This window comes from Arenibacter flavimaris (assembly GCF_030291335.1).
Taxonomy (GTDB): Bacteria; Bacteroidota; Bacteroidia; order Flavobacteriales; family Flavobacteriaceae; genus Arenibacter.
Genome location: NZ_JASWIM010000051.1, coordinates 1 through 26,082 on the forward strand (window position 1 = coordinate 1; position 26,082 = coordinate 26,082).

Consider the following 26,082-nt stretch of genomic DNA (forward strand, 5'->3'; position numbering starts at 1 on the left):
TAAGAACCCTGACCGATAAATGGAGGGAGGACTACAACAGGAAGCATCCCCACTCCGCTTTGGGAGATATACCACCTAGGGAATACAAAGACCGTTTCGGGGAAGAATTCTTCCCCGAAACGAACAATATTAAAGAAAAATTGTTGAATTTAGAGATGTCCTAAAAAGGGTAAGGCTACAGAAGCAATTCAACTTCCGCAGGAACTGGTTCAGGACTAGTTCAATATTTCCACCTACTTATCTTTTTCTTTGGATACGCAAGCAATCCTTATTTAGAATTATGGAAATCATTTCCGAAACAAAACAAGAAAACCATAAGCGATTCGTCTAATGTGAAATCACTTATGGTTTCAAACTTATAAGTCTCTATAAGAAATAGTATTATTTTTTATCCAACAATTTTTCCAAGTAACTTACTTTTTCCTTTTCAGCAGCCAACAATCGTTCATAGAGTTTTTTATTCTCCTCGTAGGCTTCTACCAATTTATCAAGTGGATTAAAAGTACAGTTATTTGGGTGAAAAGTTCCTTGGCTATTACTAAAACTGTTATCGTTAAAAGTATTAAAATAATTAATGGCCAATTCTTCAGAAAAATTTTCAATAGCTTCTCTTGTTACTCCCAGAACTTTGGCTACATTTTCCAGTTTGTCTTCTTCAATAGTATCACTTTGCTCCATTAAAGAAACGCTTTGTTGGCTAATGCCGAGCTCCATGGCCAAGGCTTCTTGCTTCATTCCTCGTAATTCCCTTATTCGGCCAATCTTCCTTCCAATATGGTTTGGTTTTGTTGCAGTGCTCATGTGTGAAATTTACTTTTTGTTGTCTTTTTTTCGATTAATAAAGATAATGGAAAATCTCCAAATGCCATTGGTAAAATACCAAATTCAATTGGTAATATACAATCTGTTTTGGTTCGTTACATTGTAATTCTAGAGTTACTTCATAAAAAATAATTAAAAATTATTAAACAAGACGATTGCTCATAATAGAATTAATCAACAGTAACGGAAATAGCAACCTCAAACCTAACCAAGTAAACAGGCTATGAAAAAGAAAAAATTAAAAATCCTGAAAGACATTCATAAACTTTAATATGACTACTATGGAAAGTAAGAATTATATCAATCGAGATCAGGTTCTAGACAACCTACATTCGCTACTGGAAATCAAGTATATCTATGAATCAATAGTTGTAACAGAAGGTTTACCAAAGCCACTGTTAATTGTAATCCTTAAGGGAAATTGTTCTTCATTGACCCAGGAACTATCCTCCATGGTTGCCAAAATTTTTCAGGAACAGACAGATTATCTGTGCCGCATATTTTCTTATGAATACGCTGAGCAGCAGTTAAAGGAAGGGAATTTGTTCTTTGCCCACAATTGTTCTTGGGAAAAGCTGATCGTCAACAATGCAGATACAGGGACAGATGTATTTCACAGGTATTCCCCCAATGAGGATACCTTGAACCGTATAGTGCTCGACTTCCAGCAAGAGCGTGCAAAACTGAATGGCTTCATGGAAGGGGCCAACTTCTTTCTGGAAAAGGAAAATCATTCCCAAGCCGCCTTTATGCTCCACCAGTATATAGAATTGTGGTTCCGTAGAGTGGAACTTTTTACAATGGGGAAGGAACGGAAATGCCATAGTATCAAAGAACATCAAACGTACATCAAACCATTTGTACCGGAATTGGGCAACCTTTTCAATACCAATATTGCGGAAGAACTATCCTTATTGAGGCTATTGGACGAGGCCTATATCACTACTCGGTACCAAAACAATTATCATATCAACATAACCCAAATTCAAAAAATACAGGAAAAAGCCAATCAAGTTTTTGCCATAGTTTCCAAACTGTTCGAGGATAAATTGGCGGAATGTAGAACTTACATGGTAGATAGACCTCCGCACCAAGAAATCCCTCATGTAAAAGAAGATGCTTCCGATGTGGAAATACCGGGATCGGAGGAAGGAGGCACCTTGAATAAAATAAAAGCATTGACCAAAAAGCATTTTTATACCTTAAAACGCTGCCCTTCCATAAAGGAACTCTATTCTGTAAACCTGATCACCGAGGGCTACTTGGAAACTGCCTTTATGATTTCCAGTTTATTAAAGGTATGCATCACGGCATTGGATGCGGAACGCACCCCAAATAGTATCGTTCCAGAGCCCGAACATAACATTCGGGAAGTACTCGGGTATGTACTCAATATGATACCCTATGAGGAAATGGAATTCCTTGATAAGATCCGGCAATTGCTACCGGATATGGAGGCCCAAGGCCAACCCTAAAGAACAGGCCATGAAAAAGAAAGAACGTAAGACCCTGAAAGACATTCATAAACTGCACCAAAATCTGATGGGGCTATTACATCGGAATCCCGGCAATCCATCAGGAAATTATAAGGTCTCCATAAAGGTAACGGGAGCGTTTTATGCTTTCTATACGGTAACTTTAATCAAATGATTTCAAATAATATCATGTGGCTATTTTTTGTTCGGTAATTCCGCTGCATTTTTACCTTTCATTCTTTCGTTGACCAAATCTCCCAAGAATTTTGCAAACGGTTCGATGTTCTGTCTTACACTCGCTTCCTCCAATGCCTGCATATATTCATCCCGCTTTTCTACGGGAATTACGGTCCATGGATAGCCCCCGGAGGCCAGCATTGTATTCATCAGGAATCTGCCCATACGACCGTTGCCATCCATATACGGGTGGATAAAAACAAAGACAAAATGGCCCAGCACGGCACGCACGGAAGCCTCGGGCTCTTCCTCCAGCAGTTCAAATAGTATGGGCATGGCATCGCGCATGGCTTCTACATTTAGGGGAACATGTTTGGAGTTTCCGATGTACACTTGGTTATTGCGGTAACCGGAAAGGTCGGAAGCCTTCAACAGGCCTGCCGTTACACTTGGGTCGAACAACTGCCTGTACCATGTGGCATGGTCTTTATCGACCTGTGTTCCTGCATTTGCTCCTTCCAATATGGCTTTGATGCTCCGCTTTACGGATTGGAAAGCCTGATAATAGCCCCGGGCTGCCATCGCATCCCGTTGTTTCCGGTCCCCTTCGTTTTCCTCGGTGTCCCATTCACCGGAACTCACTTTTTGAATCAACTCAGGGGTCACCCGATAGCGCTCAATGGACAGGGAATGGTAGGCATCCGTTATGTATATATCGTCCACGTCCTTCATATAGGATCCATGGTCGGTCCGTATGCCGGGGGCTTGGGGGAAATTGGCCATTACAGCCCCACGCATCTGTAGCCATATCAGGCGTATGCGGTTGGCATAGGGAGAACGTTCCCTTGCCGACAATTTCAATTCCAATTTGGCATCAAAGGGATCTTCCTCCCGGATGTCATAATCGGCCTGTTTGAAGGTTGCCATAATCTGGTCGGCTATTCTGTCACGTTGGATGTTACGAAAAGCCCCGGCCAATCGACCAGCCAATGTGGTATGCCCGTTTTCCAATAGTATGGGCAATAATTCCGAAGCATCCCGTATCAACGACAGCGTGGTACGCGCATCAATGGCATTGCTTGTATACACCGACACCCCTGCATAAATGAGGGAGGCCTGTAAACTATACATGCGGATGCCTTCTTCTATTAAGGTCTGTTCCGAAGTAGGTATATCGGTCTTCAAATTGAACAGGGAGGTGTTATGGGGTAACGGAGTAGGCTTATTATTGCCCTTGGGCGACCGTATAAGCATTTGCTGCGGCACCGACCGGTTCCCGGCATGGAGCAACAAGGATTGGTCCGCCGAAAGCGACCAATCGTCTCCATATTTTCGGTTAAGAAACCGTGCTATAAATTCCCAATATGAACTATACCACGCTGTGGTTTCACCATCTTTCTCATTGGGGTCTGTGGCAATATACCATCCTTTGGTGACTTCCTGTAAAAATCCATTTTTGACAAGCAATTGACGGTGTTTTACATTAGGAATATCATCGGTATGAATTCCTACCATGCCCTGGTCCTGTAACCCTTTCAGAAAGGTAAGGGCTTCTGCGAATCGTTCTCTGGGGGTTGCCATGTTGTTGAATTTATTTTTTTAATCTTTGTTTTCGGGCTAAAATTAGTTTTTTCTATCGTGTTAATCTTAGTAAAATCAAATGTACTAAAATTAGTAAATATAACCGTGTTAAAATTAGTAAATGTATGTTGGTGTAGTTTCGAAACACAAAACATAATGGCTCAACTTGGTCAATACGTCCCACTTCACGTTTCTTCTTGAAACCATTGAGGAAACGTTTTCTCCAGTCGTTCTGACAGAGATGACCAATTGGATATTGAAACAGGTACAATAGTTCCCTAGCCATTAATGTTAATCAAATTTTTAAACGCATTCGGAACCAATTATCCAACAAAAAACATTCAAGTTTTAAGAACTAGTATTAATCTATCTCATCTTTACTTTAATATCAATGTTAAACTTTTTTCAACCCCAAATCTTACCATAACTAACCTGCAGATAGATCCTTTGTTGCTTTCGAATTATCCTTGCAAATAAACATTAGGCAACATTGCACTCAACCATCCCCTGCTTTTTGAAAATTCTATTTTCTGGTATTCATACTCCCAACAACTCTAAAATACTATATTAATTTTATTCGCTACTCTGTTCCCCTAAGCTCCAGAAATTGTTGATATGCTGCTTCTACTTTTTCTTTGGGAGTTTTCAAGAATTCCTTGTCCGTAACCATATAAACCTTCTGAACACTGTCTAACTTTCTAAGCATTATACTCACCCTATCACTATATTCTTGATCATCAATAGCATTATGCTTTTCTAGTGGATCTTTTTCAAGATCATAAAATTCCCATTGATCGATATCGTCGTAAAAATGCAAAAGCTTATAGCGCTGGGTCCGAATCCCATAATGTTTTTTCACCATATGAAAGGCGGGATAATCATAATAATGGTAGTAGATAACGTCTCTAAAATCAGCTTCCGACATACTACCATTCAACAATCCCATAAAGGATTCTCCTTGCATTTCTTCTTCTGAATCCCGAACTCCGGCCACCTCTAAAAAGGTTGGTGCAAAATCCAGGTTCTGCACCATAGCGTCAATTCTTATGTCTGGATCAATTTTCCCCGGCCATTGCATTAGAAGCGGGGTCCCAAAAGAAGGTTCGTACATAAACCGCTTATCGAACCAGCCATTTTCACCCAAATAAAATCCCTGATCGGAGGTGTACACCACCAAGGTATTTTCGGCCAAGCCATTTTTCTCCAAATAATCCAACAGTTGTCCTACTCCCTCATCCACAGCGGCTATAGTAGCCATATAATCTTGTAAGTAGCGTTGCCCCTTCCATAGATCCAATTCTTTACCTCTTAAATTAGCTTTGTGAAATGCATTATTCTTGGGCAAATATCCTGTATCCCATTTACTGCGTTGCTCTGGGTCCATCCGCTCAAAATCAGTTTTCCAAGGGTTGTGGTCCAGTACCGTACTTCCAAATTCCACAGTCATTTTAAGGTCGTGCCCCTCATACATATCTTTATATATGGTTTGTAATTGTTCCTCAGATGCCTGTTGATCTACAAAAGTGGGAAAATAGGTGTCCGGGAATGGGAATTGAACCGAATCATATTTATTGATATGACGCAGTGCCGGCATCCAATTCCTATGTGGGGCTTTATGCTGTACCATTAGAAAAAATGGTACATTATCCTGCCTTTCGTTCCTTAACCAGTCCAAGGCATCGTGGGTGATAATATCCGTGGCATATCCCTTAACTCGAATAGTATCCCCATTTTCTATAAAATCGGGATTGTAATAATTGCCTTGGTCCACTATTATCTTCCAATGATCAAAACCCTCGGGATAGCCGTGTAAATGCCACTTTCCCAACAGAGCAGTTTGGTAGCCCGCTTGTTGTAACATCTTGGGCAGGGTAGGCTGACTCCCATCAAAACGGTCACCGTTCTGTCTAAAACCGTTAATATGACTGTGTTTCCCAGTCAGAATTACGGCTCTACTGGGACCACAGATAGAATTGGTGACATAACTATGCGTAAAAAGAGCGCCCTTCTTGGCGATACGATCTATATTGGGTGTTGGCGCCATCTTACCAATGGGATGATCATAAGCACTAATAGCCTGAATCGCATGATCATCGGCCATTATAAATAGAATATTGGGCCTTTTACTTTCAACGGTTTCCTTTTGTTGCTCCCGCTTACACGAAAAGCTAAACACAACAAAAACTAAAAGCAATAATTTATTGAGGTAATACATGATCAATTTTTTTGGGCCAAACCGTATTATTTGACCATAAAAATTTACTTTAACTTAAAAGTAACTTTCCCGGTGGCATTGGAATCCGTGCCGATATACGCCTCAAATTCGCCTGGTTCCGATACAAAATCTAGTTGGCTGTTATAAAATTTCAGGTCATCGGGATCAAGAGTAAGGGTAACCGTCTTGGTTTCGCCCTGCTTTAGAAATACCTTTTTAAATCCTTTTAGTTCCCGCATGGGTGGTGTAATACTTCTCACCACATCCCTAAGATAGAGTTGTACCACTTCCTCTCCGTCATAACTCCCAGTATTCTTTAAGGTTACAGTAACAGTCACGGATTCTCCCTGCCCTATTTCCGTTTTATCAATACTAAGATTAGAGTATTCAAATTGGGTGTAGCTAAGTCCGAAACCAAATGGCAACAGTGGTGCATTGGGGGTATCTAAATAATTGGATTGGAATTTCTGAAAAGTTTCGGAAGTAGCTGGTCTCCCTGTATTTTTCATACTGTGATAAATGGGGATCTGCCCAACATTTACAGGCCAGGTTGCGGCTAATTTTCCAGCGGGATTATAGTCTCCAAAAATAACATCTGCAACGGCATTTCCAGCCTCTACTCCAGGATGCCACACTTGAAGGATACTGACAGGTAGTGCCAACTCCTCTGGGATGGTTAAAGGACGGCCGCTCATAAGTATCAAAGCGACAGGCTTGCCAGTAGCTACTATGGCACGGATCATTTTTTTCTGACTTTCAGGAATAGATAGATCTGTTCTACTGGCCGCTTCCCCACTCATTTCGGTAGCTTCTCCCACTACAGCTACTACTACATCGGATTTATTGGCCAAATCTAGGGCTTCTTTGAGCATTGTTTCAGGAGAACGCCCATCAATTTCAATCCTGGGGCCAAACACATTGACTTTTTTCGCCAGTTCAGGATCATCCGAAATATTGGTCCCTTTAGCGTAGGTAATTATAGCTGTGGGGGCTACTGTCTTTAATCCGTCCAAAATAGGAACTGATAACGCTGGGTCTCCCGTTGGTGCCCAAGTGCCCAACATATTGTTCTTATTGTTTGCCAAAGGTCCTACTAAGGCTATTTTTATATTCTTTTTTAAGGGAAGGATATTATTGTGGTTTTTTAGGAGCACAAAAGATCGGCTAGCAGCTTCTCGCGCTACTTTCCTATTTTCCTCGCTAAGGATATCCTTGGCGGGTCTCTTGGCATCGATATAGCGATAAGGATCTTCAAAAAGACCTAATTTATACTTTGCTTCCAAAACTCTACGACAGGCTTGGGTAATTTGGTCTTCACTGACCTTCCCTTCTTCCAATGATCTTTTCAAAGTGGTCAGAAAACCTTCACCCACCATATCCATATCAAGTCCAGCGTTAAGGGCCAGGGCAGACACAGCCTGTAAATCCCCTAGTCCATGGGCAATCATTTCATTTACGGAGGTGTAGTCTGAGACTACAAACCCGTCAAAACCCCATCGTTCTCTCAGTAGGTCGGTAAGGAGCCACTTGCTTCCCGATGCGGGAATCCCATCGATATCATTAAACGAGGTCATCACACTTGCGACCCCGGCATCTACCGCAGCTTTATAGGGAGGTAAGTATTGGTTGAACATTTTCACCTTGCCCATATCCACCGAATTATAATCCCTGCCTCCTTCGGAAGCCCCGTAGAGGGCCAAATGCTTAACCGTTGCCAACATCGTATTGGCATTGGCAAGGTCGCTTCCTTGATAGCCTTTTATCATTGCCTTGGCTATGGCGGACCCCAAATAGGGATCTTCTCCTGCCCCTTCGGCAATACGACCCCATCTTGGATCACGTGCTATATCTACCATGGGAGAAAAATTCCAATTTATTCCATCTGCGGTTGCCTCCTTTGCTGCTATCCTTGCCGATTTTGCAATTAGGGCCATATCCCAACTCGCCGCAAGTCCCAAGGGAATGGGAAAGGTTGTTTTATACCCGTGGATAACATCGGAACCGAATAATAACGGAATTTTTAAGCGGGTATCATTTATTGCGAAATCTTGGGCCATCTTAATTTTTTCCGGACCCGCTACCCCGAAGAGTCCACCAACCTTACCAGCCTTTATCTTGGCTTCCACATTCTCACTAACCACTGCCCCGGTAGCAACCCCGCCACCAGGTGTCAATAAATTTAATTGACCTATTTTTTCTTCAATGGTCATTTTCTGCAACAGTGCCTCCACTTGGGGAATACTTTCCTGGGCTTTTAGACCTGAAAGCCCTGTAAAAAACAGAACTGCAACAATCAGATTAAATTTTCTCATCTTAGTTATTATGCAAAAAATTGATAATTTCTTTTCATTATTTCACTTCCTGTACCTCAGTTATCTCTGAAATCCCATTTTCACTAAATGCTTCTATAGTAAAATAATATCGCGTATCGCGATCGAGGTTGCGCATAAAATGTTCATTTACATCATAAATCAACCAGGAGTGGTATAATTTATCTGGTGCGATACCCCAGCGGATATTGTAACCCTGTGCTCCTTTCACAGGGTTCCAGGTAAAAGAGGCATCTCTTCTGTCTTCCTCCCGGGATACTTCAAATCCCTTCACCTTTTCAGGTTTCTTTCCTAAACCTTTTCCAAATACCCTTATTTCTGATAATGCCAGGTTATTGCCCGGAACCTCCACATTATGGTAGCATACATATTTTCCTCGTACAGGTTGGTTAAGGGTGATGTAGGCATTGGGCGCATCTTTATAGCTCCCACGTCTGTCCACAACAGTTTCCCAGTTTTTTCCATCCGCTGAAACCTCCAGTGTGAATCGATGTCGTAGGCCTTCGGTACGGGTATAAATGCCCGAATCCTGATCATGAAAATTTAATTGAAAAGCGTAAATATTTCCAGGTGAAGGCATTTCGATCTTAACCCATTGCTCATCATCATTGGATTCAGCAACCCAAAAGGATTTCGGGCTTTCATCGGTTAACAGCTTCGAAATAATTTCACCTTCACTATTCTTTTCAAGTGGCATTTCGGTGATGTCATAATCACCATCGGTAGAAGTACTTTTTTTCACCTGCATTTGTGAAGATGAAACCGTTGTTTTTCCTTTGTAAGAAAGCAACATCCAGCCACTATGCTGCCCTGCTTTTGTTGGATGATTTGGCCCAAATAAGGGATAATCGCCAAAGCTGGTGTTGGAATACATTAATCCTTCATCATCGAAATAGGCGGGGAACATGGAGAGACGACGTTCCCAATGAGAATTTGAAGCCAAGGCCATGGTAGCAAAATGCCAGTATTGGCCATTGGTTTGTTTCACGGTAATACCATGGCCTGCCCCATTAGCAAAACCGCCAGGCTTGAAACTCATGGGATTATTTTTCATGTAAGTAAAAGGACCAAGTGGAGTTTCACCAATATAAGCAGCATCGGCATATACATTAAATTGCGTCCCTGGTGCTGCATACTGTAAATAGTATTTCCCGTCGTGTTTGGTCATCGAGGCACCTTCCATGTATCCTTCCTTTAAGGTTGGATGGTAATTATTTTCGCCAAAACGTTCCCAACCATGTTCTTCTTCAATCAAATTGAAAAGTTCTTTCTCAACCCCGGTTTCAAGAAAACGATCGTCTTTATTCAGCATTTTCACACTGAGGGGATATACGTTTGACGAGCCCCAATACAAATAGGTTTTCCCGTCGTCGTCAATAAACAACTCCGAATCCTGGATGTTGTTGGTAATTGAAGCGGTAGGTGTCCACTCCCCTTTTTTTGGATCATCGGTATAAAGAATACTTCCATAACCTGCGGGATCCCCTGCAAAATATACCAGCGAATCTTTATAATTGAATGCGGTTGGGGCATTGGAACCCTCGAAAAACCATTGTTTAGGTTTAATAAATTCCCAGTGGATCAAATTAGTGGAATGCCAATAACCAAAAGACCTAGTGACAAACATATAGTATTCACCGCGAAATTCAATTACTGCGGGATCAGCACCGGAACGATAGGAAATATTCTTACTTGAATTATAAACCATATAGGTATAGTCAATATCCAGAGGATTGATATAAGTTTCCGGTACCACTTCCTGTGAATATAATATTACACTACATAGTAAAACCGCTGTTGCAATTATATTTTTTAAAATTTTCATCTGGTTCCGTTTTACACAAATTCATGATTGCAAAATTCTTTGGTCGTTCTCTATTCAGATCGTTTTAGTGAAAACAACCAAGGCAATAAATTAGGCTCGGCGAAAGCCAAATCCCAACTGTTGTGATTGGCATCTCCATAAATGGTTAGGTTTGGATGTCCCCCATATTCTATAATATGGGAGGTCATATCCAAGGACAACTGCGGATCTACTACATTATCCTGTGCTCCATGAAACATCCACAAAGGAACCTTATCGGCATAGACCTTTGCCACTTCGGTATCCCCACCTCCACATATTGGAATGGCTGCTGCGAACATCCCCGGTTTTCTATATAGTATTTCAAAAGTGCCCATACCACCCATTGACAATCCCATAACATAAACTTGGTCCCATTTTATGTGGGATTCTGCAACTAGCGAATCCATTAAGGCCATAGTAAGACCAAGAGCTTTGGTGGGTCCCTTCCCGTATTCAAAACGTAAGCCAACGGGTTGGGTTTTTCTATCAACCTGGACACTGGACCAATAGTCATCCGTAGGGCATTGAGGAAAAATCACTATTGCTGGAAATTTGTCCCTATTCTCATCGCTAGAAAATAAAGTACTACCATGAATCAGCTGTTTTTCATTATCATTGCCTCTTTCCCCGGCCCCATGTAAAAAGAGGATCACAGGATACTGTTTCAAGGAGGAGAAATTTGGTGGATACATTATACGATACCTTAAGGTATCTGGACCCTTTTTAAAAATTTCTGAATTGTACATATCATTTTGCCCATACATCACCGGGATGCCCAATGCAATAAAGAACCATAGAACAATCTGCTTAATTCCCATAAGTAAATCCGAGTTTGGTTAAACCAACTTTGACATCTTCATTTTGCATAAAAAGATTCCACAATAAACCTGTTCTATAATTTTCGATCATAACAATCTGTGGCCCCTGATCTATGGCCAAATATGCTTCAGCAACCCAATAATTATGCTGTGGGCTAAAAGCGTCATAGAATCCAGCAGGACCCCATAATTTATCCTTGTTCTTATAAAAATACTGCATGGCTCTAAGCGATTCTGTGGGTGTGTAAGGTATGGAGCTTATGGCCGCTGTAGGGGAAATAACACCCACATCATTAGCAGGGGAATGGGCATTATACCCTAGGCTACCATCTGAATTTCTAGAATAACTAGCGGTTAAACCCCAACATTCAGTGCTATAACCCAAATAATTTTTAGGGTTCTCCACCGCATAGCGATAATTGATATTGGTGTGATTGGTGCTTACCGAACCGTAATCAACAAATTCATCCTTCAATCCCTTCGGATTTAGGCCCAAAAAAGAATAATGTGAAAAAAACAAAGGTCCGCCATAAGTTTCGGAACCTGGGTGTTTTACAAGCAGCGGGTAATTATAGGTTGTTGTATTGGATTTTATATTGCCCTCTGATGCCCAACCACTAGTGTACACCTCCTTTGTAATAGAATAATCTGGAGATGCAGCCGCCAACACATATGCTATTAGTGTTTCATTGTATCCTTTGAGCTGTAGGTTAATAAAAAATTGATTGTCAGGGCTCCAGTGCCAGTACAGCACATTTTGATTTTGGGCGTACCAATTCCATTCCACCCCTTTCCACAAGGCATCAGCCTTGGCAGCCAATTCCTTTTCAGAAGGGGAGCCATCCTTAAAATATTCTTTTAAACTGATTAAACCTTGGGCCAAAAAAGCAGTTTCTACCAAATCGCCACCATTGTCCATTGTGCTAAAGGGCTTTACTTTACCGGTATTGCCATCTAGCCAATGGGGCCAGGCCCCATGGAATCGATCGGCTTTCTCTAGAAAATCCACTATTTTTTGCAATCTAACAACCGCTTCTTCCCTGGATACATAATTGCGTTCTATGGCCACCAAAATAGCCATAAGTCCAAAACCGGTGCCACCTGTGGCAACAGTATTGGCATCATTCGACGGATTATCCGGATGATAGCGCTCCCTGGCACAGCCCGAGTTGATCTCTGCATAATCCCAGAAATATTTAAAGGTTTCCCTTTGTGTAAGCTCCATCAATTCCTCATCTGATATTACTTCTACAATGGGAGGTTCCTCTTTGGGAGGATCAGGCAATTGTGACTCACCAGTAGGTCCCTGCGTGTCATCTCCGGAGCAGGAAAGCAATAGAACAATGCCTACAAACAATATTATATTTTTCATTTTACTATTTTACACTGGTATTCATAGGTTTGTTCCCTAAGAGTAATTGTCTTGGCCGTAAATTACAGGACATGGACAGCATTAGCTAAAGAAATTTAATAAGAATGGTAGGTCTAGATAGACCTCCCCAACAATCCTTCATTGTACCTTGGAAAAATGTGAATTATTATTCTACATGGCTTTCAAACCCTAGTTTCTTCAATCCCTTTTGTACATCCTTGTTTCTCATGAAAAGTTCCCACAACATTCCTGACCGATAATTTTCGATCATAACAGGAATAGGACCCTGGTCTATGGCCAGGTACCGAGGTAGGCTCCAATCATGCTCAAAACTAAAGGCGTCGTACGGACCATATTTACCGATTAGGGAATCCTGTTCCTGGTACATATACCTTAAAAAACGCATACTTTCCTTTGGCGTATATGGCATAGATGATAAGGCCGCTGTGGGTGAAATAACCCCTAAGTCCCTATCAGGTCTATGTCCGGCATAACCCTTCATAGAGTAGCTTGATGTGAGTCCCCATAAATTTTCGCCGTACCCTTCATAATTATGAGGGTTGGCCACTGCATGTTTATAATGGATAAGGGCATGGTTTCGGTTCAATTTCCAATAATCTGCATATTGGTCTTTTAAACCTTTGGGATTTAATCCCAAATAGGAATAATGGGCCCAGAACAAAGGGCCCACGGGCGACTTATCGTGCTCGTAATGGTTCAACTCAGTTTCAAGACCATAATAGACCGTATCCTTGGCAATTTCCCCATTCAGTGCCCAACCTTTATCATATACCTCCCTATCTACAGGATGTGTTGGAGAGGCTGCGGCCAGAACATACATGATCAGGGCTTCATTATAACCACCCACAGGGAAGTTCATATCCCAACCATAATTAGGCGACCAATGCCAATACAGTACACTTTCCCCTCCTTTGGTATACCAGTCCCATTCTACTTCTTCCCATAATTTTTGAATTCTACCACTAATGGATTTCCCTTCCGCAGTAGTCCCCTTACTATCAAAAAATTCCTTTACTGTAAGCAAACCTTGAACCAAAAATGCGGATTCCACAAGATCTCCCCCATTATCCTTTTTACTAAAAGGTGCTGTGGATCCATCAGGTTTTAACCAATGTGGCCACGCTCCGTGAAAACGATCGGCATTTTCCAAAAAATCCAAAATACGCAGGTATCGTTCCGCTGCTTGTTCCTGGGTAATGAATCCCCGTTCCACTCCTACCAAAATAGCCATCAATCCAAATCCAGACCCTCCAATAGTGATAATATCCTTATCATGGGCGGGATAAATATTGTCCATATGGATCCGCTCCCTAGCGAGGCCAGAAATGGGCTCTGCTCCCTCCCAAAAATAATCAAAGGTCTGTTTTTGAACCTTATCCAATAGCTCAGCATCTGTGTCACCTTCCGCTATTACCTTGGCCTTACTATTCTTATTTTTGGTCGTTGCTTTTATTTGGTCGTTGCAACCATGTAAAAGGATTGCAACGACCAATATTATTGTTAATCACATAATTCATTATGCTATAAATCAGCGTTTCTAACGGTTTGCACTTCTTCTTGAGTCAATACTTTATTGTACAATCGAAGTTCATCTATAAAGCTTGAATCCGACAAATGTCCCCATTCAGTAAATCTTGGTGCCCCCGAACCTATGGAAAGCAAGTTACAACCAGTCCAATCCACCCCAGTAAAATCTGATTCTTTAACGATTTCTCCGTCAAAATATACAATGGCCTTTCCGTTTCCAATTGTAAATGCCATATGCACCCAACCGGCTGTGGTAGGATCCAATGATGCGGCAGCTCCGCCATCAACCCAGGTATCGGCAGTGCCATTACCCACATTTAATTTAAATGTTTGATTGGTGTCATCGCCTTCCCTAAAAAATCTGAATCCACTGGTTCGCAAATTTTGAACGGTTGGAAATTCTGGCCGTTCCAAATCCTCTGGACCCATAACCAAAATTCCTGCTCTACCAGGAGCGGCATTTACATTGTACCAGAAGCTGGCGCTAAACTCTTGAGTGGTTAATCCAGTTGTTGGAAAGGTCAAATAGGAATCGGCCGCTCCGGCATAGGCATCCGCCCCTCTAATGCCCTCTCCTGCAAAGCCAGGAGCTCCTATTATTGTAGCCTCTGCATTGGTAAATTTATTTTTGACATCCCCATCAAAAGGAAGGTAAAACATTTCCCCATCAAATTCTCCGGTATAAGGATTGGTAACATTGATCATATTCTGGATATCGGTCTCTGTCAAGGCTGTATTGAACAACCTCAATTCATCCATGGGGCTGTTATCGGATTTATGGTTCCAATAGCTAAAAGTAGGTCCACCCGAACCTATTACCAATTCATCACAACCCGTCCAATCTACAGGCGAATTTAAAGCGGCTGTCCTGACTGCGACTCCATTCATAAAGAGGATGCTTTGGGTTGCGGAAATAGAAAGCGCAATATGCACCCACTCCCCTGCCGTTACATCAATTACGCCACCATCGTTCCAGCTTTCGCCGCTGCCAATACCCAAATTCGCTTTAATGGTCTGGTTGGTAGCGCTTCCTTCCCTAAATAACCTAAGTCCCTGAAAACGGTCATCGGCATCATCTCCTATTGTAAGAATACCTGCCCTATCAGGACTGGCGTCGACCTTATACCAAAAAGCCGCGGTAAATTCAGTACCCAATAGGCCTGCCGTTGGATACGTTAAATAAGCATCCGTTGCTCCCTTATAGGCGTTTGTCCCGATCAGTCCCTCTCCAGCAAATCCAGGAGTTCCCACTTTTTCTGCTTGTTTCAGACCTACAAGATCAAAATTATCTCCATCAAAAGGCATATAAAAGGTTTCTCCTGCAAATAGTGGAGTATATGCAGGTTCTTTTTCAAAATTTACCGTAGTTACACTGGTCTTTCCTTCCAAATCAGTTGCACTAACAGATAGTTCATGGGCCCCATCGGTCAATTTATCATACACCAAATCCTTGACCAAAAAGCGACGGTAATCCTTGAAACTACTAAAGGTTCCTATATTGCTCCCATCTAGCATCACGTCTACTTTAGCAATCTCAATGTCATCGGTCACTTCAAAATCAATGGCTATGGAAGTTACCACTTCGAGCACTTTTATTTTCACTCCTTCAGTAGGGTAATTGACCTTTACCTGTGGTGCTGTGGCATCCGTCCCCGGATCAATTTGTGTAATTGCGTCGATTCCCTGATCACAAGCGTAAAAAAGAAACACAGCGATCAAGCTTGCACATATTAGTTTAATGTTTTTCATTTGTTCTATGTTGTTTGTTAGTTATTGATCTCTTCCAAAATTGGAAATTGATCTACTTGACTTTGTGGATAGGGAAGGAAGGTTTTATTCTCGGAAAAGGTCCTTCCATCATAGCTAAGCTCGTTAAATCGTCCCAGGCGTATCATATCATAATACCGTTTACCCCATTCCATGCTCAACTCGGCAAACTTCTCGTCCAATACTTGATCCAATGTAACCCCTGACAATGGTGCCATGTTGGCTCTTGCCCGTACCTGGTTCACGGCCTGATCTGCGGTCATCCCAGCACCCGTGGCACCTTGCGCCAAAGCCTCTGCGTATACCAACAAAATCTCGGCATATCGGATAACATTGTAGTTTTTGTTACTGCCATATTCTGTTCTTCCCGGTATTAATTGATTGGAAGGCAAATAGTGTTTTCCACTTGCAAACAGTGCCCTGGGATAATCGTTTATAACATCACCATCTCTTGTTGTATTTGTAACAAAACTGGGCAAAGTTGCGTAAGCAGGATCGGTTTTGATTTCGGCGATACCTCTATCGGTGAACAAGACGCTGGTCTCCAATCTTACAGTTTCCCCACGATCCAGCATAAACTTTATGAATTTCATACTTGGTTCAAAGAAACCCCAACCACTACTAGCACCTGCCACCTCTGGGGTCCAGTTCTGTGGTCCATAAGGAGCGTAAAGATGTCCAGATCTATCACCTTCCCCTTGGTTAAAATCCGAATATTGCAAATCCAAAATGGTTTCACTACTCAATTTCCCCGGGGTTTTAAATTGCTCGTAGTAATCAGGATATAGACTAAATTTTCCAGAGCTGATAATCTGTCCCGCTGCATCGGCAACTACCTGATAATTTTTTAATTCCTGGTTAGCCAAAGCCTTAATCGCTAAAGCTGTATATCTTGTAACCCCTCCCGGAAGGTCCGTGCGCTCATTAGGCCTTAGATTGGGTAAATAAAGGATGGCCTCATCCATCTGATCGGAAATATGCTGCATTACCTCATCTTTGGTTGGTACCTGGGTCACATCCAATAAAAGATCGGTATTGGAGGATTCTGGAATAAATACATCTCCCCAGACTTGGGAAATATGAAAAAGCATAATACCTCTGAGTACCTTTGCTTCGGCAATGTATTGGTTCCCTAAAGCAACTCCGCTTTCATTGGCAAACTCCTGATACCTTGCTATCTGTTCCATTGCCGTATGGGCCGAAATGACGTCAACATAGATGTTCTCCCAAAGGGAATTGTACATCCAATAATCCTTGTTATATGTAAATTTATCGGTCTCTGCAAAATCCTGTTGATCCCCAAGTCCCCCAGCATTTACATCATCACCCCTAACTGAAATCAACAAAGGTTGTTCCCAGCCACGTGATTGAAAGGCTTCATAGACCCCCACAATGGATAATTGCATATCTGCCGTTTTGGTGAAATCTGTACCTCCCGCAAAATTATTGTTCAGCTCTGGTTCTTCCAATTTGTCCGTACATCCCATATAGCTCAAGGAGGTTATGGCCAATAGGACAAGTACTGATATTTTAAATGATAATTTCATAGTTTCTTTTTTTATATTTTTATGTTAACACCTATAGTATAAACAGATGGAATGGGATAAGTTTCGTTGTCCACACCATTGGCCACCTCTGGATTGAACCCGTTGTAGTCAAAAAGGGTTAAGGGCTTTTCAGCGGTCAGATAAATCCTAGTTTCCGGTATTCCTGGACGTTCTCCTTTCTTATTTATGGTATATCCTAAAGTAATATTCTGAATCCTAAAAAAATCTCCGTCTTCAATAAAATAGTCACTTAGTCTTTGATTCCATCCCTTTCTAATCCCAGCAGCGGAAGGGTAAGTATTCGAGGTTCCTTCCCCATGCCAACGATTTACCGCAAAATCACGATCTATATTGGTGTCATTGGTAAATATCACCTCTCCTCTTTTACGGTTCAAAATCTTGTTTCCACCTTGGCCTAAAGCGCTTGCAGAAAAATCGAAGCCCTTGTAATTTACCCCCAGATTAAATCCAAACGAATATGAAGGCAAGAACGAACCTAGAACAACCCTGTCATCATCGTTGATATCACCATCCCCGTTCTGATCCTTATACCTAAAATCCCCTGGCTCCAAATTATTGGATACTGCGACCGGATCGGCCTGTACCTCGGCGTCATTTTGGTAGACACCTGCCACTTCCCTACCAAAAAATGCAAATATTGGTTCCCCTATTATGGAGCGTTGTCTAAATTCCGCGGTTCCAGCATCCAAGGCTACTGCACCATTAATATCTAACACCTCATTTTTTAAGGTGGATATATTGGCTCCAATATTGTAGCTGAAATCCTTGGATACCATTTTATCCCAATTAAGTGACAGTTCAAAACCTGAATTTCTTATTTCGCCTACGTTTTGTCTTGTAGTCCCAGGTATAAGTGGCCTGGCTACCGGGATAACCGCATCTTTGGTATCCCTGACATAATAATCCGCCTCAAGCCCAAGATTATTGTCAAAAAACCTAGCGGAGATACCTCCGTTTATCTCTTCAGTAACCTCCCATTTTAATGCCGTAAAGTCGCTGTTGGTATTTACCCCACTAAATTGGGTGTCCCCAAGAGCCGTTGTCACTACTGTTGAAGTAATAGAGCCCTCACTGGAAGCAATTTTATCGTTCCCCAATTCACCCCAACTTCCACGTAGCTTCAAATAATCGAAAATACCGTTGTTGTCCATGAATGATTCTTCAGAAAGAACCCATCCAACCCCAACCGTTGGGAAATAGCCCCATTTTTCTTGATATTTGTTGGTGCCATCAGCTCGGAAGGTACCATAAAGCAAATAACGGTTATCATAATTATAGGATATCCGCGAGAAATACGAAAATCCGTATTCTCTTTTCCCGTCATCTCCAACGCCATCCGAAACTATTGTCTGGGCTTGATCAAGGAAGTACGCCTCTTCGCCTGATAAAGGAAAGTTAAGGCCTTCTGCCTGTAATTGTTCATACGATTCATCCCTAAAGGAGGTACCTGTCAAAACGGTTAGGTTGTGCTTACCAAAAGAATTGGTATACGTAAGGGTATTGTCCCAAATCTGATTGGAAACTGTAGCGTTCCTTTTTATCAACTGGGAATTCTCTCGTTGAAAATTATTACCAATGAAATATGGTAAACGCACCAATCTGGTTTCCATCGTTTCAAAATTGTGGTTATAGGCCGTTTTAAACGTCAATCGATCTGGCACAATATTCACTTGTGCATAAAAATTGGCCAATACATTCCTTATTTTCAATCTGTTCTCGTTAAGGTCCATTAAAGGAAAAGGGTTTTGTCCTCCACGATAACCCAAGTCTTGGGCGTTAGCATAATTCTTAGGAAATGCCTCGGTATTTTGAGGGTCGAACACAGGTAATATAGGCACGGCAAAGTAAGCGCTTCTCCATGCAGAATTTTCTGCATCATATCTCGTCGCATTACTGATAACGGTATTTCCACCCACAGTTAGCCAATCTGAAACTTTAAAATCGATTTTACTTCTTAGATTAAAACGATCGTACTGATTTTTCATTTTCAGAATACCCTGTTGCCCAAAGTAATTGGCTCCAATGGCATAAGCAGCATCTTCGCTACCACCTGTAATTCCAATACTATGGCTTGTAATAAGGGCCTGACGGGTGATCTGATCGTACCAATCGGTATTTACATTAGGTACATTTGGATTTACCCTACTTCGTCCATAGCGCTGCATGGCATTCAAAATAAACTGTGCGTCGGGTGCGGAACCTGACTCCATGGCTATGGTGGTAAACTGTTCCGCATTAGCCAATTTTAATATATTTTGTGCTACCTGAAAACCAGAATATCCATCATAAGTGATTTCTGCCTTTTGATTGCGGGTACCAGATTTGGTTTCAATAAGCACAACCCCATTAGCAGCACGTACACCGTAAATAGCAGCGGCCGAAGCATCCTTTAATATTGATACTGATGTAATATCGGATGTATTTAAAAAGTCGATATTATTAAAAAACATACCATCAACCACATATAAAGGACCTGAAGCACCCTGATCATAAGAACCAATACCCCTTACCCTAACCGTCGGAGATTGTCCAGGGCTACCATTACTAACGATCTGTAATCCAGCCACTTTTCCTTGTAGGGCCTGCATAGCTTGCCCGGTTGGAGTGCCCGTCAATTCCTCGGATTTAATGGTGGTAATTGCAGAAGTAAGATCCTTTACCTTCATTTCCCCATAACCCACCACAACTACTTCATCCAATGATTGGGTGTCCTCCTGTAGTTTAATGTTAAAGGAAGTTTGGCCGTTAACAGGAATCTCCAAAGTTGTAAAACCTATATAACTAAAAACCAAAGTAGCATTGGCAGGGACATTGTCCAATACAAAGTTTCCATCAAAATCTGTCTGGGTACCAGTAGTTGTTCCCTTGATGACTACCGAAGCTCCTGGTAAGGGTAGATTGCCCTCATCCATTACCGTTCCTTGGACAGAAGCCATGTCCTGAGCATAAATCAGCATTTGGAACAATAAAAACGACATTAATAATAAAGTGTTTTTAATTTTCATAATAATTCATTAATTGAGTTAGATTTTTACTAAATTAACAAAACATAGCTGTCGACTATCTCTAATAGCAGTACATAAAAACTACATCATAAAAAAAATGAGCCACTAAGCCCCATATAACAAGTCCTTGCAGTAGCAACGAATAGGCTTAATTATGAAATTTTAACAAATAGATGTATTAATGATGTAGTGGATATAGCGGGTCAGAAATTAATTAAAATCATTATAATCCCCTATACTAACTACTTTAGGGTAATGAGGAAGTTGGAAATGTTATCCTCACTGTCCAATTCCAACTTTTTACGAAGTCGATATCGATGTATCTCAACACCTCGTGTACTTATTCCCATTAAGGGCGCAATTTCCTTCGAGGTAAGATTCATTTTAAGGTAAGCGCATAATTTCAGATCTTTTGAAGTAAGGGTAGGAAAGTGCAATAAAAGGGTCTCAAAGAAATCGTTATGAAGCTCTTTGAAATTAACCTCAAAATGCCTCCAATCTGCATCATCACTAATAGCGCTATTGAGCTTTTTCATAAAGGAACGATAGCGTTGCTGATTGTCAAATTTTGACTTATTCATCAGCAAAAGATTTTTAAGCTCTAAAATGAGCTCATTCTTTCTGGCCATACTCATGGTTGTGCTGGTCAATTCCTTTTGTTTAACTCGAATTTCTTTGGCCAACTTTTCCTTTTCAATTTGGACCAACTGTTCCTCTTGTTCACGTTGAAGTTTCTCCTTTAAAAGGGAGTGTTTCCTTTTCAATTTTCGACTATTGTACCCTCGAACCAAAAAGATGATCGCAAGCCCCATTAATCCATAAACCACATAACTTAAAGTTGAAAGATACCAAGGCGGCTTAATTTGAAATTCTATACCTCGTGATTTCGAACGAGCATTATTGATCCCCACAGTAAAAATCTCCAACGAATAGGTGCCATATGGCAAATTTTGGAACTTCAGGATTCCCTTATCCAAATAGGAGGATAGTTCCATTGGTCCATTTAAGTTATAAAAATACTTAGTTTGCACCATGTCGGGAGCTGCAAATTCAATTTCAATTTCACGAGACCGATTATTTTCTATCACAAATGGAGAGCCATCCAAGGCGTGCGTACCATCTTCATCTTTAAAGAAAACTAGCTTAGGTATGGTCAATTGAAATTTTCCAAACTTGGAACGAAAATTTGTTAAGTTGAGTTTTCCAATACCGTCACTAAGGGTAAAAAAATAAATACTGTCATTTATTTTGATCACATTTTCGGCTTCTGGCACCAAACGTCTTCCCAATTGCGCATCTTCCAAAACAAAATTATCATCATTCAGATTTGTCACAATTAATTCTTTAGCGCCCTGATGATCTCGAAACCAATAGTATTCTCTATCAAAATGAACCAGTTCTTTAAAGTTATAATCCTGAAACTCTTCAAAAACAAGGATCTTATTTCTTATGGGGTCATATTTATACCAAATGCCATCACTATAGAGTACAATCTGGTTTTTAATGTTAAAGAGTTTTACATTGTAGATATTTGGAATGCTATCATCCTTGAATTCTTGAATCTGAACTACCTTTGTATAATTATCATTTAGGAATACCCGATATAAACCCTTGTATGGATGTGCAACCCATAATGTCATAGAATTTTCGAAACAGAGATATTTTATTGGAAAGATTATTCCTTCAACGGCTTTTACTGACCAATCACCATGTTCGTCCTTAAGATATCTAGCCAGGCCGGTATAAGTTCCTTGAAGGTACAGTGATGCGGAACTAGGAACTTTTGCCATTTGGTAACCCCCAGATATCTTCGAAATCAAATTTAAATTACCATTTTCAAGGGTAAACGTACCAGTATTATGCCCACAAAACAATTTTCCCTCTATGACTTCCAAATCCCAAATATGGCCCTGTGAGCCCTCAACAAATTTCAACTTATTTTCATCAAAGTAATGAATCCCCGTATTACTGCCCAAGTATAAGGTACCCTCATGTTGGGCTACATCATAGACAGTACCAACCGTACCCGTATAGTCGGTATAGTATGTAAGAGGATTATCCAATTGCAGTCGGTCTATTCCGTTATCCAACCCAATCCATAATTGATCATTATACTGTTCCAGGGATAATACCGTGTTATTTTGAAGACCCACCTCCCTATTTACAGAATAATAGCTACTATCGTCCAAATTATAAAAATAAATTCCATTTTTTATAGTCCCAAAAGCTACTTGTCCGTTAGTCAAAGGCAAAATTTGGTTCAGTTGGTGTTGTTTCAACTCATTATTGATATCCTCATTAATAGGCTGAAGAAGCCCGTTGTTAAAAAAATATACACCATGAAGCTTAGTACCAATCAACAAACCATAGTTCGTCGATTCCATATCCACTACAATCTTGGAATTCAAAATTGAAGTTCCATTTATGGGCACTAAGTCTTTTCCTTGCAAATAACTTAAACCATTTTCCCCACCTGCAATCAATATATTACCTTCCCATTCGGCCATGTGATTAACCACAATACGCGGTTCAACATTGGTAATTTGGTTATCCTCAAAGACATAAATACCAGAAAAAGATCTGAAAACTATGGTGTTGCCATAAGGCAAAATTTGCCAAAATTCTTCACTCGTAAATTCATGATCCTTAATTAAGTGGGTAAGTGATGTATATTCCAAACTACCAAAGACATTCATTTCCCAAAATCCAAATTCCTCATAAGATCCAGTATAAATTTTATCCCTAACCCAAGCTACAGATCGAATTGTCGTCTTGTTAGGAAGTTGGTAGAATGCCCAATGCTCTCCATTGAAATGTAATAACCCCTTGTTATTGGCTACGAACAATTCTCCTTCGGGGCTTACTGACAGGTCCCAATTTTTGCTCGCCGCCTTATATTCAAATATCCTATAGTTTTCTATTGGAGGAACAAGGCTCTGTCCTGTAACCAATGGCGTTGCCATTACAAAAAAATAAATCAACATTAAAAGTCTCATATTTTAACTTAGTCTATAAAAGTTAGGGACACTTTAAATTATTAAGGAAGTTATACAAACTTAGCATATTCCAAATAATTAGACATTCCTTTAAACCACCTTTTAATTTACCAAAAATTCCGCCAAACATTAATTAATGCAACAAAGGGAAAATATAAAAACAAAGCCAAAAAATAGGATTTTTAATCAATTGGTATCATAAAAGGCCACCCATGTCATTCCCAAATCTTACCATAACTAACCTGCGCATGGATCCTAATTCGATTTTATAGTGTTCGGGAAGATAAGCGTCACATAAAATCGAATTAGGGCGCACCTACTCATGCCTGTGACTCAATAGATATACCTTCCCAAATATTCTCTTTTTAACCTTTCCAATTCATCGGCCTCCATTTCAACTCTAAAGTAGGGTTTGCCAAAGGTTGGTTCCACATGTGCAATTTTACGCAATACTTCCCTGAACTTTTTTCTATCCTCATCCCTCCCCCTAACAGCCTCATTGTATTTGGCAATGGGAACAACTTCCTCCTCCATGCGCCATTCCGCCTTGGTCATCTTAATGGTGTTCTGATCCAAAAGAAAAGGCTGTTGTTTTTCCTTCTTCTTAGGAGCTACCCCGTCGAAAAGACTTTTAAGCATATCGTGTGTAGGCTTAAGGTATTTTCGTTCCAGATCCCTTAAAAGTTGTTCAATATAATCGAACCTGCCATCGAGATAAACCTGATACTTGATAAAGCTAATAATCACCTGGCTCTTAGGGGTAATATTGGCCTTCTCAAAAAAATCGATCATCGTATCAATGGTGTCCGAATGGGACTTTGCAACGGTCTTGGAATATTCCCTAAAACGTTCCGCTGTTATTCTATTGATACTAATAGCCGAAAAAGTATTTTTTCTCTTGACATTTCTTTCCATTACAGTAAATTTTATCAGCATTCATTGGGGTTCACCCGTAATTTGACGCAAATTTGCGATACCAATTATTTTCACCAATTAACCAAATATTTTTATCACATTGATTCTCAGTATATTATAAGTATTGTTTTATATTTAAAAAATTTGGCTACAGTAATTTTTGTCAATGATTCCAATGGATTACAAGTGTTTTTAGTCAATTTGCCACAGTGAAATCCATTTATATTTAAATTAAACAACTGATATTCAGTAAATTAATAACAGTAACGTCGCTTTAGCGCGTTACCCTCTTGCTATTCCCCTTAGTTTAGCAAACACACTTTTCCCTTAGTTTAGCAAACACACTTTTCATAGAGAATGTTTTATGATATAAAGCACTTTTAATTGGTAACTTAATATCGGGGGAATACTCTCAATAATTGTTAACTGTGACCAAACTGATAGGGGCGAATTATGCGCTATTCAAAGCTCTTAGGCTTATACTTTATTTGATAAAAGCCCTTGTCAGTTATCTCCGGACCGGCATCAGATGGAAATTCAGGTTTTAAGGCCTATTATCAGGGGTTCGATGGTTATCTGGATACTGGTCATTTATCTAAAACCTTATCTGTTATGAATAAAAAAAACTATCAATTCTTTATCGGTATCGACATATCGAAAAGATTCTTCGACGTGGCCATCATTAATGGTGATGGGACTACCTCTTACGTATTTGAAAACACCAAAAAGGGAACCAACGCTTTTATTAGGCTTCTCAAAAATCAAAAGATCTCTTTGGAAAACACGCTGATATGTATGGAGCATACCGGTGTGTATGGAAGGCTCATCATTGCCAAACTTATCCAAAAACAAGCTGACTTCTGTGTAGAGATGCCCATACAAATAACGCGTAGTATAGGTGTTCAAAGAGGAAAGAACGACCGTGTGGACGCCAAACGTATTGCTTTGTATGCGGCCAAAAACCATAAAGTACTCGAATTGTACATACCAATCCCGGAAGTACTTGAACAGGTTAAAATACTCCTTAAGATCAGAAAAAAACTCGTTAACACCCGAGCGGACGTCAACAAGTATCCCAATGAACTTGAACTCTTCTCCCCCGAACTTGGAAAGCTTGCCCAAAAGAACCTTAAAAAGATCAACAAGAACCTTTGTGATGAGATCGACCGCATCGAATCCGAAATTAAAAAACTCACACTCTCCGACGATAGATTGAACAAAACCATTGGTTTGGTCACTTCCGTTACGGGGATCGGCCAAATTACGGCACTTCATTTTACCGTGTTCACCAATTTCTTTACCAGGTACGACAATCCCAGACAATTGGCCTGCTACTGCGGTGTAGTGCCGTTTGAATACACTTCCGGGTCTTCTGTGTTCCGTAAGTCCAGGATACACCCAATGGCCAACAGAACGCTCAAAAAACACCTCCATATGGCCGCCCTGGCAGCCATTAACCATGACCCCGACATCAAAGCTTATTTTGATCGGAAGGTAGAGGAAGGAAAGAACAAAATGCTCATTGTAAACAACGTAAGGAACAAGCTTGTACATAGGGTCTGTGCTGTCATTAAAAGACAACAACCCTATGTCAAAAATATAGCTTGAGACTTTTGTCATTTTTTTCTTGGTTTTAACATGGAAATC

Annotated in this window: 17 protein-coding genes; 4 read left to right on the forward strand and 13 right to left on the reverse strand. The window is 40.7% G+C overall.

The window, feature by feature from the left end; genetic code table 11:
- Positions 1–8: 8 nt before the first annotated feature.
- A complete protein-coding gene (locus tag QSE00_RS25290) occupies positions 9–164 on the forward strand; it encodes an integrase core domain-containing protein (protein ID WP_353477493.1) in 156 nt (51 codons plus the stop codon).
- Between the two features lie 217 nt (positions 165–381).
- Here QSE00_RS25290 and QSE00_RS23335 read toward each other — a convergent pair whose 3' ends face one another.
- Positions 382–801 carry a helix-turn-helix domain-containing protein gene (locus QSE00_RS23335; RefSeq protein WP_286107728.1) on the reverse strand — a complete coding sequence of 140 codons (420 nt, stop codon included), beginning with the start codon at positions 799–801 and terminating at the stop codon, positions 382–384.
- A gap of 302 nt (positions 802–1,103) precedes the next feature.
- Here QSE00_RS23335 and QSE00_RS23340 point away from each other — a divergent pair, with 302 nt between their 5' ends.
- The gene (locus QSE00_RS23340; protein ID WP_286107729.1) at positions 1,104–2,297 is read left to right on the forward strand and encodes a HEPN domain-containing protein; all 1,194 of its coding nucleotides are present in this window, start codon (positions 1,104–1,106) and stop codon (positions 2,295–2,297) included.
- A 10-nt stretch (positions 2,298–2,307) separates the two neighbouring features.
- Positions 2,308–2,472, forward strand: coding sequence for a hypothetical protein (locus tag QSE00_RS23345; protein WP_286107730.1), 165 nt, complete (start codon positions 2,308–2,310; stop codon positions 2,470–2,472).
- Positions 2,473–2,492: 20 nt separating this feature from the next.
- Here QSE00_RS23345 and QSE00_RS23350 read toward each other — a convergent pair whose 3' ends face one another.
- From QSE00_RS23350 to QSE00_RS23405, 12 genes are all read right to left on the reverse strand, one after another.
- Positions 2,493–4,055: a Fic family protein gene (locus QSE00_RS23350; RefSeq protein WP_286107731.1), complete on the reverse strand. Its 1,563-nt coding sequence runs from the start codon at positions 4,053–4,055 to the stop codon at positions 2,493–2,495.
- 580 nt (positions 4,056–4,635) lie between these two features.
- Complete coding sequence (locus tag QSE00_RS23355; protein WP_286107732.1) at positions 4,636–6,270, reverse strand: sulfatase family protein; 1,635 nt, start codon at positions 6,268–6,270, stop codon at positions 4,636–4,638.
- A 44-nt stretch (positions 6,271–6,314) separates the two neighbouring features.
- On the reverse strand, positions 6,315–8,582 hold the full coding sequence (gene bglX / locus QSE00_RS23360) for a beta-glucosidase BglX (protein ID WP_286107733.1): 2,268 nt from the start codon (positions 8,580–8,582) through the stop codon (positions 6,315–6,317).
- Positions 8,583–8,619: 37 nt separating this feature from the next.
- Positions 8,620–10,425, reverse strand: a complete 1,806-nt coding sequence (locus tag QSE00_RS23365; RefSeq protein WP_286107734.1) for a family 43 glycosylhydrolase — start codon at positions 10,423–10,425, stop codon at positions 8,620–8,622.
- Between the two features lie 50 nt (positions 10,426–10,475).
- On the reverse strand, positions 10,476–11,264 hold the full coding sequence (locus QSE00_RS23370) for a carboxylesterase family protein (protein WP_286107735.1): 789 nt from the start codon (positions 11,262–11,264) through the stop codon (positions 10,476–10,478).
- Positions 11,254–12,636, reverse strand: coding sequence for a glucoamylase family protein (locus QSE00_RS23375; RefSeq protein ID WP_286107736.1), 1,383 nt, complete (start codon positions 12,634–12,636; stop codon positions 11,254–11,256). Before QSE00_RS23375 ends, QSE00_RS23370 begins: the two co-directional genes overlap by 11 nt.
- A 166-nt stretch (positions 12,637–12,802) precedes the next feature.
- The gene (locus QSE00_RS23380; protein ID WP_286107743.1) at positions 12,803–14,155 is read right to left on the reverse strand and encodes a glucoamylase family protein; all 1,353 of its coding nucleotides are present in this window, start codon (positions 14,153–14,155) and stop codon (positions 12,803–12,805) included.
- A 23-nt stretch (positions 14,156–14,178) separates the two neighbouring features.
- On the reverse strand, positions 14,179–15,933 hold the full coding sequence (locus tag QSE00_RS23385) for a LamG-like jellyroll fold domain-containing protein (protein ID WP_286107737.1): 1,755 nt from the start codon (positions 15,931–15,933) through the stop codon (positions 14,179–14,181).
- Between the two features lie 17 nt (positions 15,934–15,950).
- Positions 15,951–17,498 (reverse strand): RagB/SusD family nutrient uptake outer membrane protein, encoded by a 1,548-nt coding sequence (locus tag QSE00_RS23390; protein ID WP_286107738.1) that lies wholly within the window; start codon positions 17,496–17,498, stop codon positions 15,951–15,953.
- 11 nt (positions 17,499–17,509) lie between these two features.
- A complete protein-coding gene (locus QSE00_RS23395) occupies positions 17,510–20,524 on the reverse strand; it encodes a SusC/RagA family TonB-linked outer membrane protein (RefSeq protein WP_286107739.1) in 3,015 nt (1,004 codons plus the stop codon).
- A gap of 242 nt (positions 20,525–20,766) precedes the next feature.
- Positions 20,767–23,508 carry a helix-turn-helix and ligand-binding sensor domain-containing protein gene (locus QSE00_RS23400; protein ID WP_286107740.1) on the reverse strand — a complete coding sequence of 914 codons (2,742 nt, stop codon included), beginning with the start codon at positions 23,506–23,508 and terminating at the stop codon, positions 20,767–20,769.
- Positions 23,509–23,853: 345 nt separating this feature from the next.
- Complete coding sequence (locus QSE00_RS23405; RefSeq protein ID WP_286107741.1) at positions 23,854–24,435, reverse strand: BfmA/BtgA family mobilization protein; 582 nt, start codon at positions 24,433–24,435, stop codon at positions 23,854–23,856.
- 612 nt (positions 24,436–25,047) lie between these two features.
- Here QSE00_RS23405 and QSE00_RS23410 point away from each other — a divergent pair.
- Entirely contained in the window at positions 25,048–26,043 is a 996-nt protein-coding gene (locus tag QSE00_RS23410; RefSeq protein ID WP_286107742.1) for an IS110 family RNA-guided transposase, read from the forward strand.
- Positions 26,044–26,082: the final 39 nt, after the last annotated feature.

Bases quoted from the DNA above. Each gene is read 5' to 3' on its own strand.
- QSE00_RS23355 (WP_286107732.1), bottom strand. From the start codon at position 6,270: ATGTATTACCTCAATAAATTATTGCTTTTAGTTTTTGTTGTGTTTAGC.
- QSE00_RS23410 (WP_286107742.1), top strand. From the start codon at position 25,048: ATGAATAAAAAAAACTATCAATTCTTTATCGGTATCGACATATCGAAA.
- QSE00_RS23340 (WP_286107729.1), top strand. From the start codon at position 1,104: ATGGAAAGTAAGAATTATATCAATCGAGATCAGGTTCTAGACAACCTA.
- QSE00_RS23375 (WP_286107736.1), bottom strand. From the start codon at position 12,636: ATGAAAAATATAATATTGTTTGTAGGCATTGTTCTATTGCTTTCCTGC.
- bglX (WP_286107733.1), bottom strand. From the start codon at position 8,582: ATGAGAAAATTTAATCTGATTGTTGCAGTTCTGTTTTTTACAGGGCTT.
- QSE00_RS23395 (WP_286107739.1), bottom strand. From the start codon at position 20,524: ATGAAAATTAAAAACACTTTATTATTAATGTCGTTTTTATTGTTCCAA.
- QSE00_RS23335 (WP_286107728.1), bottom strand. From the start codon at position 801: ATGAGCACTGCAACAAAACCAAACCATATTGGAAGGAAGATTGGCCGA.
- QSE00_RS23390 (WP_286107738.1), bottom strand. From the start codon at position 17,498: ATGAAATTATCATTTAAAATATCAGTACTTGTCCTATTGGCCATAACC.
- QSE00_RS23365 (WP_286107734.1), bottom strand. From the start codon at position 10,425: ATGAAAATTTTAAAAAATATAATTGCAACAGCGGTTTTACTATGTAGT.
- QSE00_RS23345 (WP_286107730.1), top strand. From the start codon at position 2,308: ATGAAAAAGAAAGAACGTAAGACCCTGAAAGACATTCATAAACTGCAC.
- QSE00_RS23405 (WP_286107741.1), bottom strand. From the start codon at position 24,435: ATGGAAAGAAATGTCAAGAGAAAAAATACTTTTTCGGCTATTAGTATC.
- QSE00_RS23370 (WP_286107735.1), bottom strand. From the start codon at position 11,264: ATGGGAATTAAGCAGATTGTTCTATGGTTCTTTATTGCATTGGGCATC.
- QSE00_RS23400 (WP_286107740.1), bottom strand. From the start codon at position 23,508: ATGTTGATTTATTTTTTTGTAATGGCAACGCCATTGGTTACAGGACAG.
- QSE00_RS23350 (WP_286107731.1), bottom strand. From the start codon at position 4,055: ATGGCAACCCCCAGAGAACGATTCGCAGAAGCCCTTACCTTTCTGAAA.
- QSE00_RS23385 (WP_286107737.1), bottom strand. From the start codon at position 15,933: ATGAAAAACATTAAACTAATATGTGCAAGCTTGATCGCTGTGTTTCTT.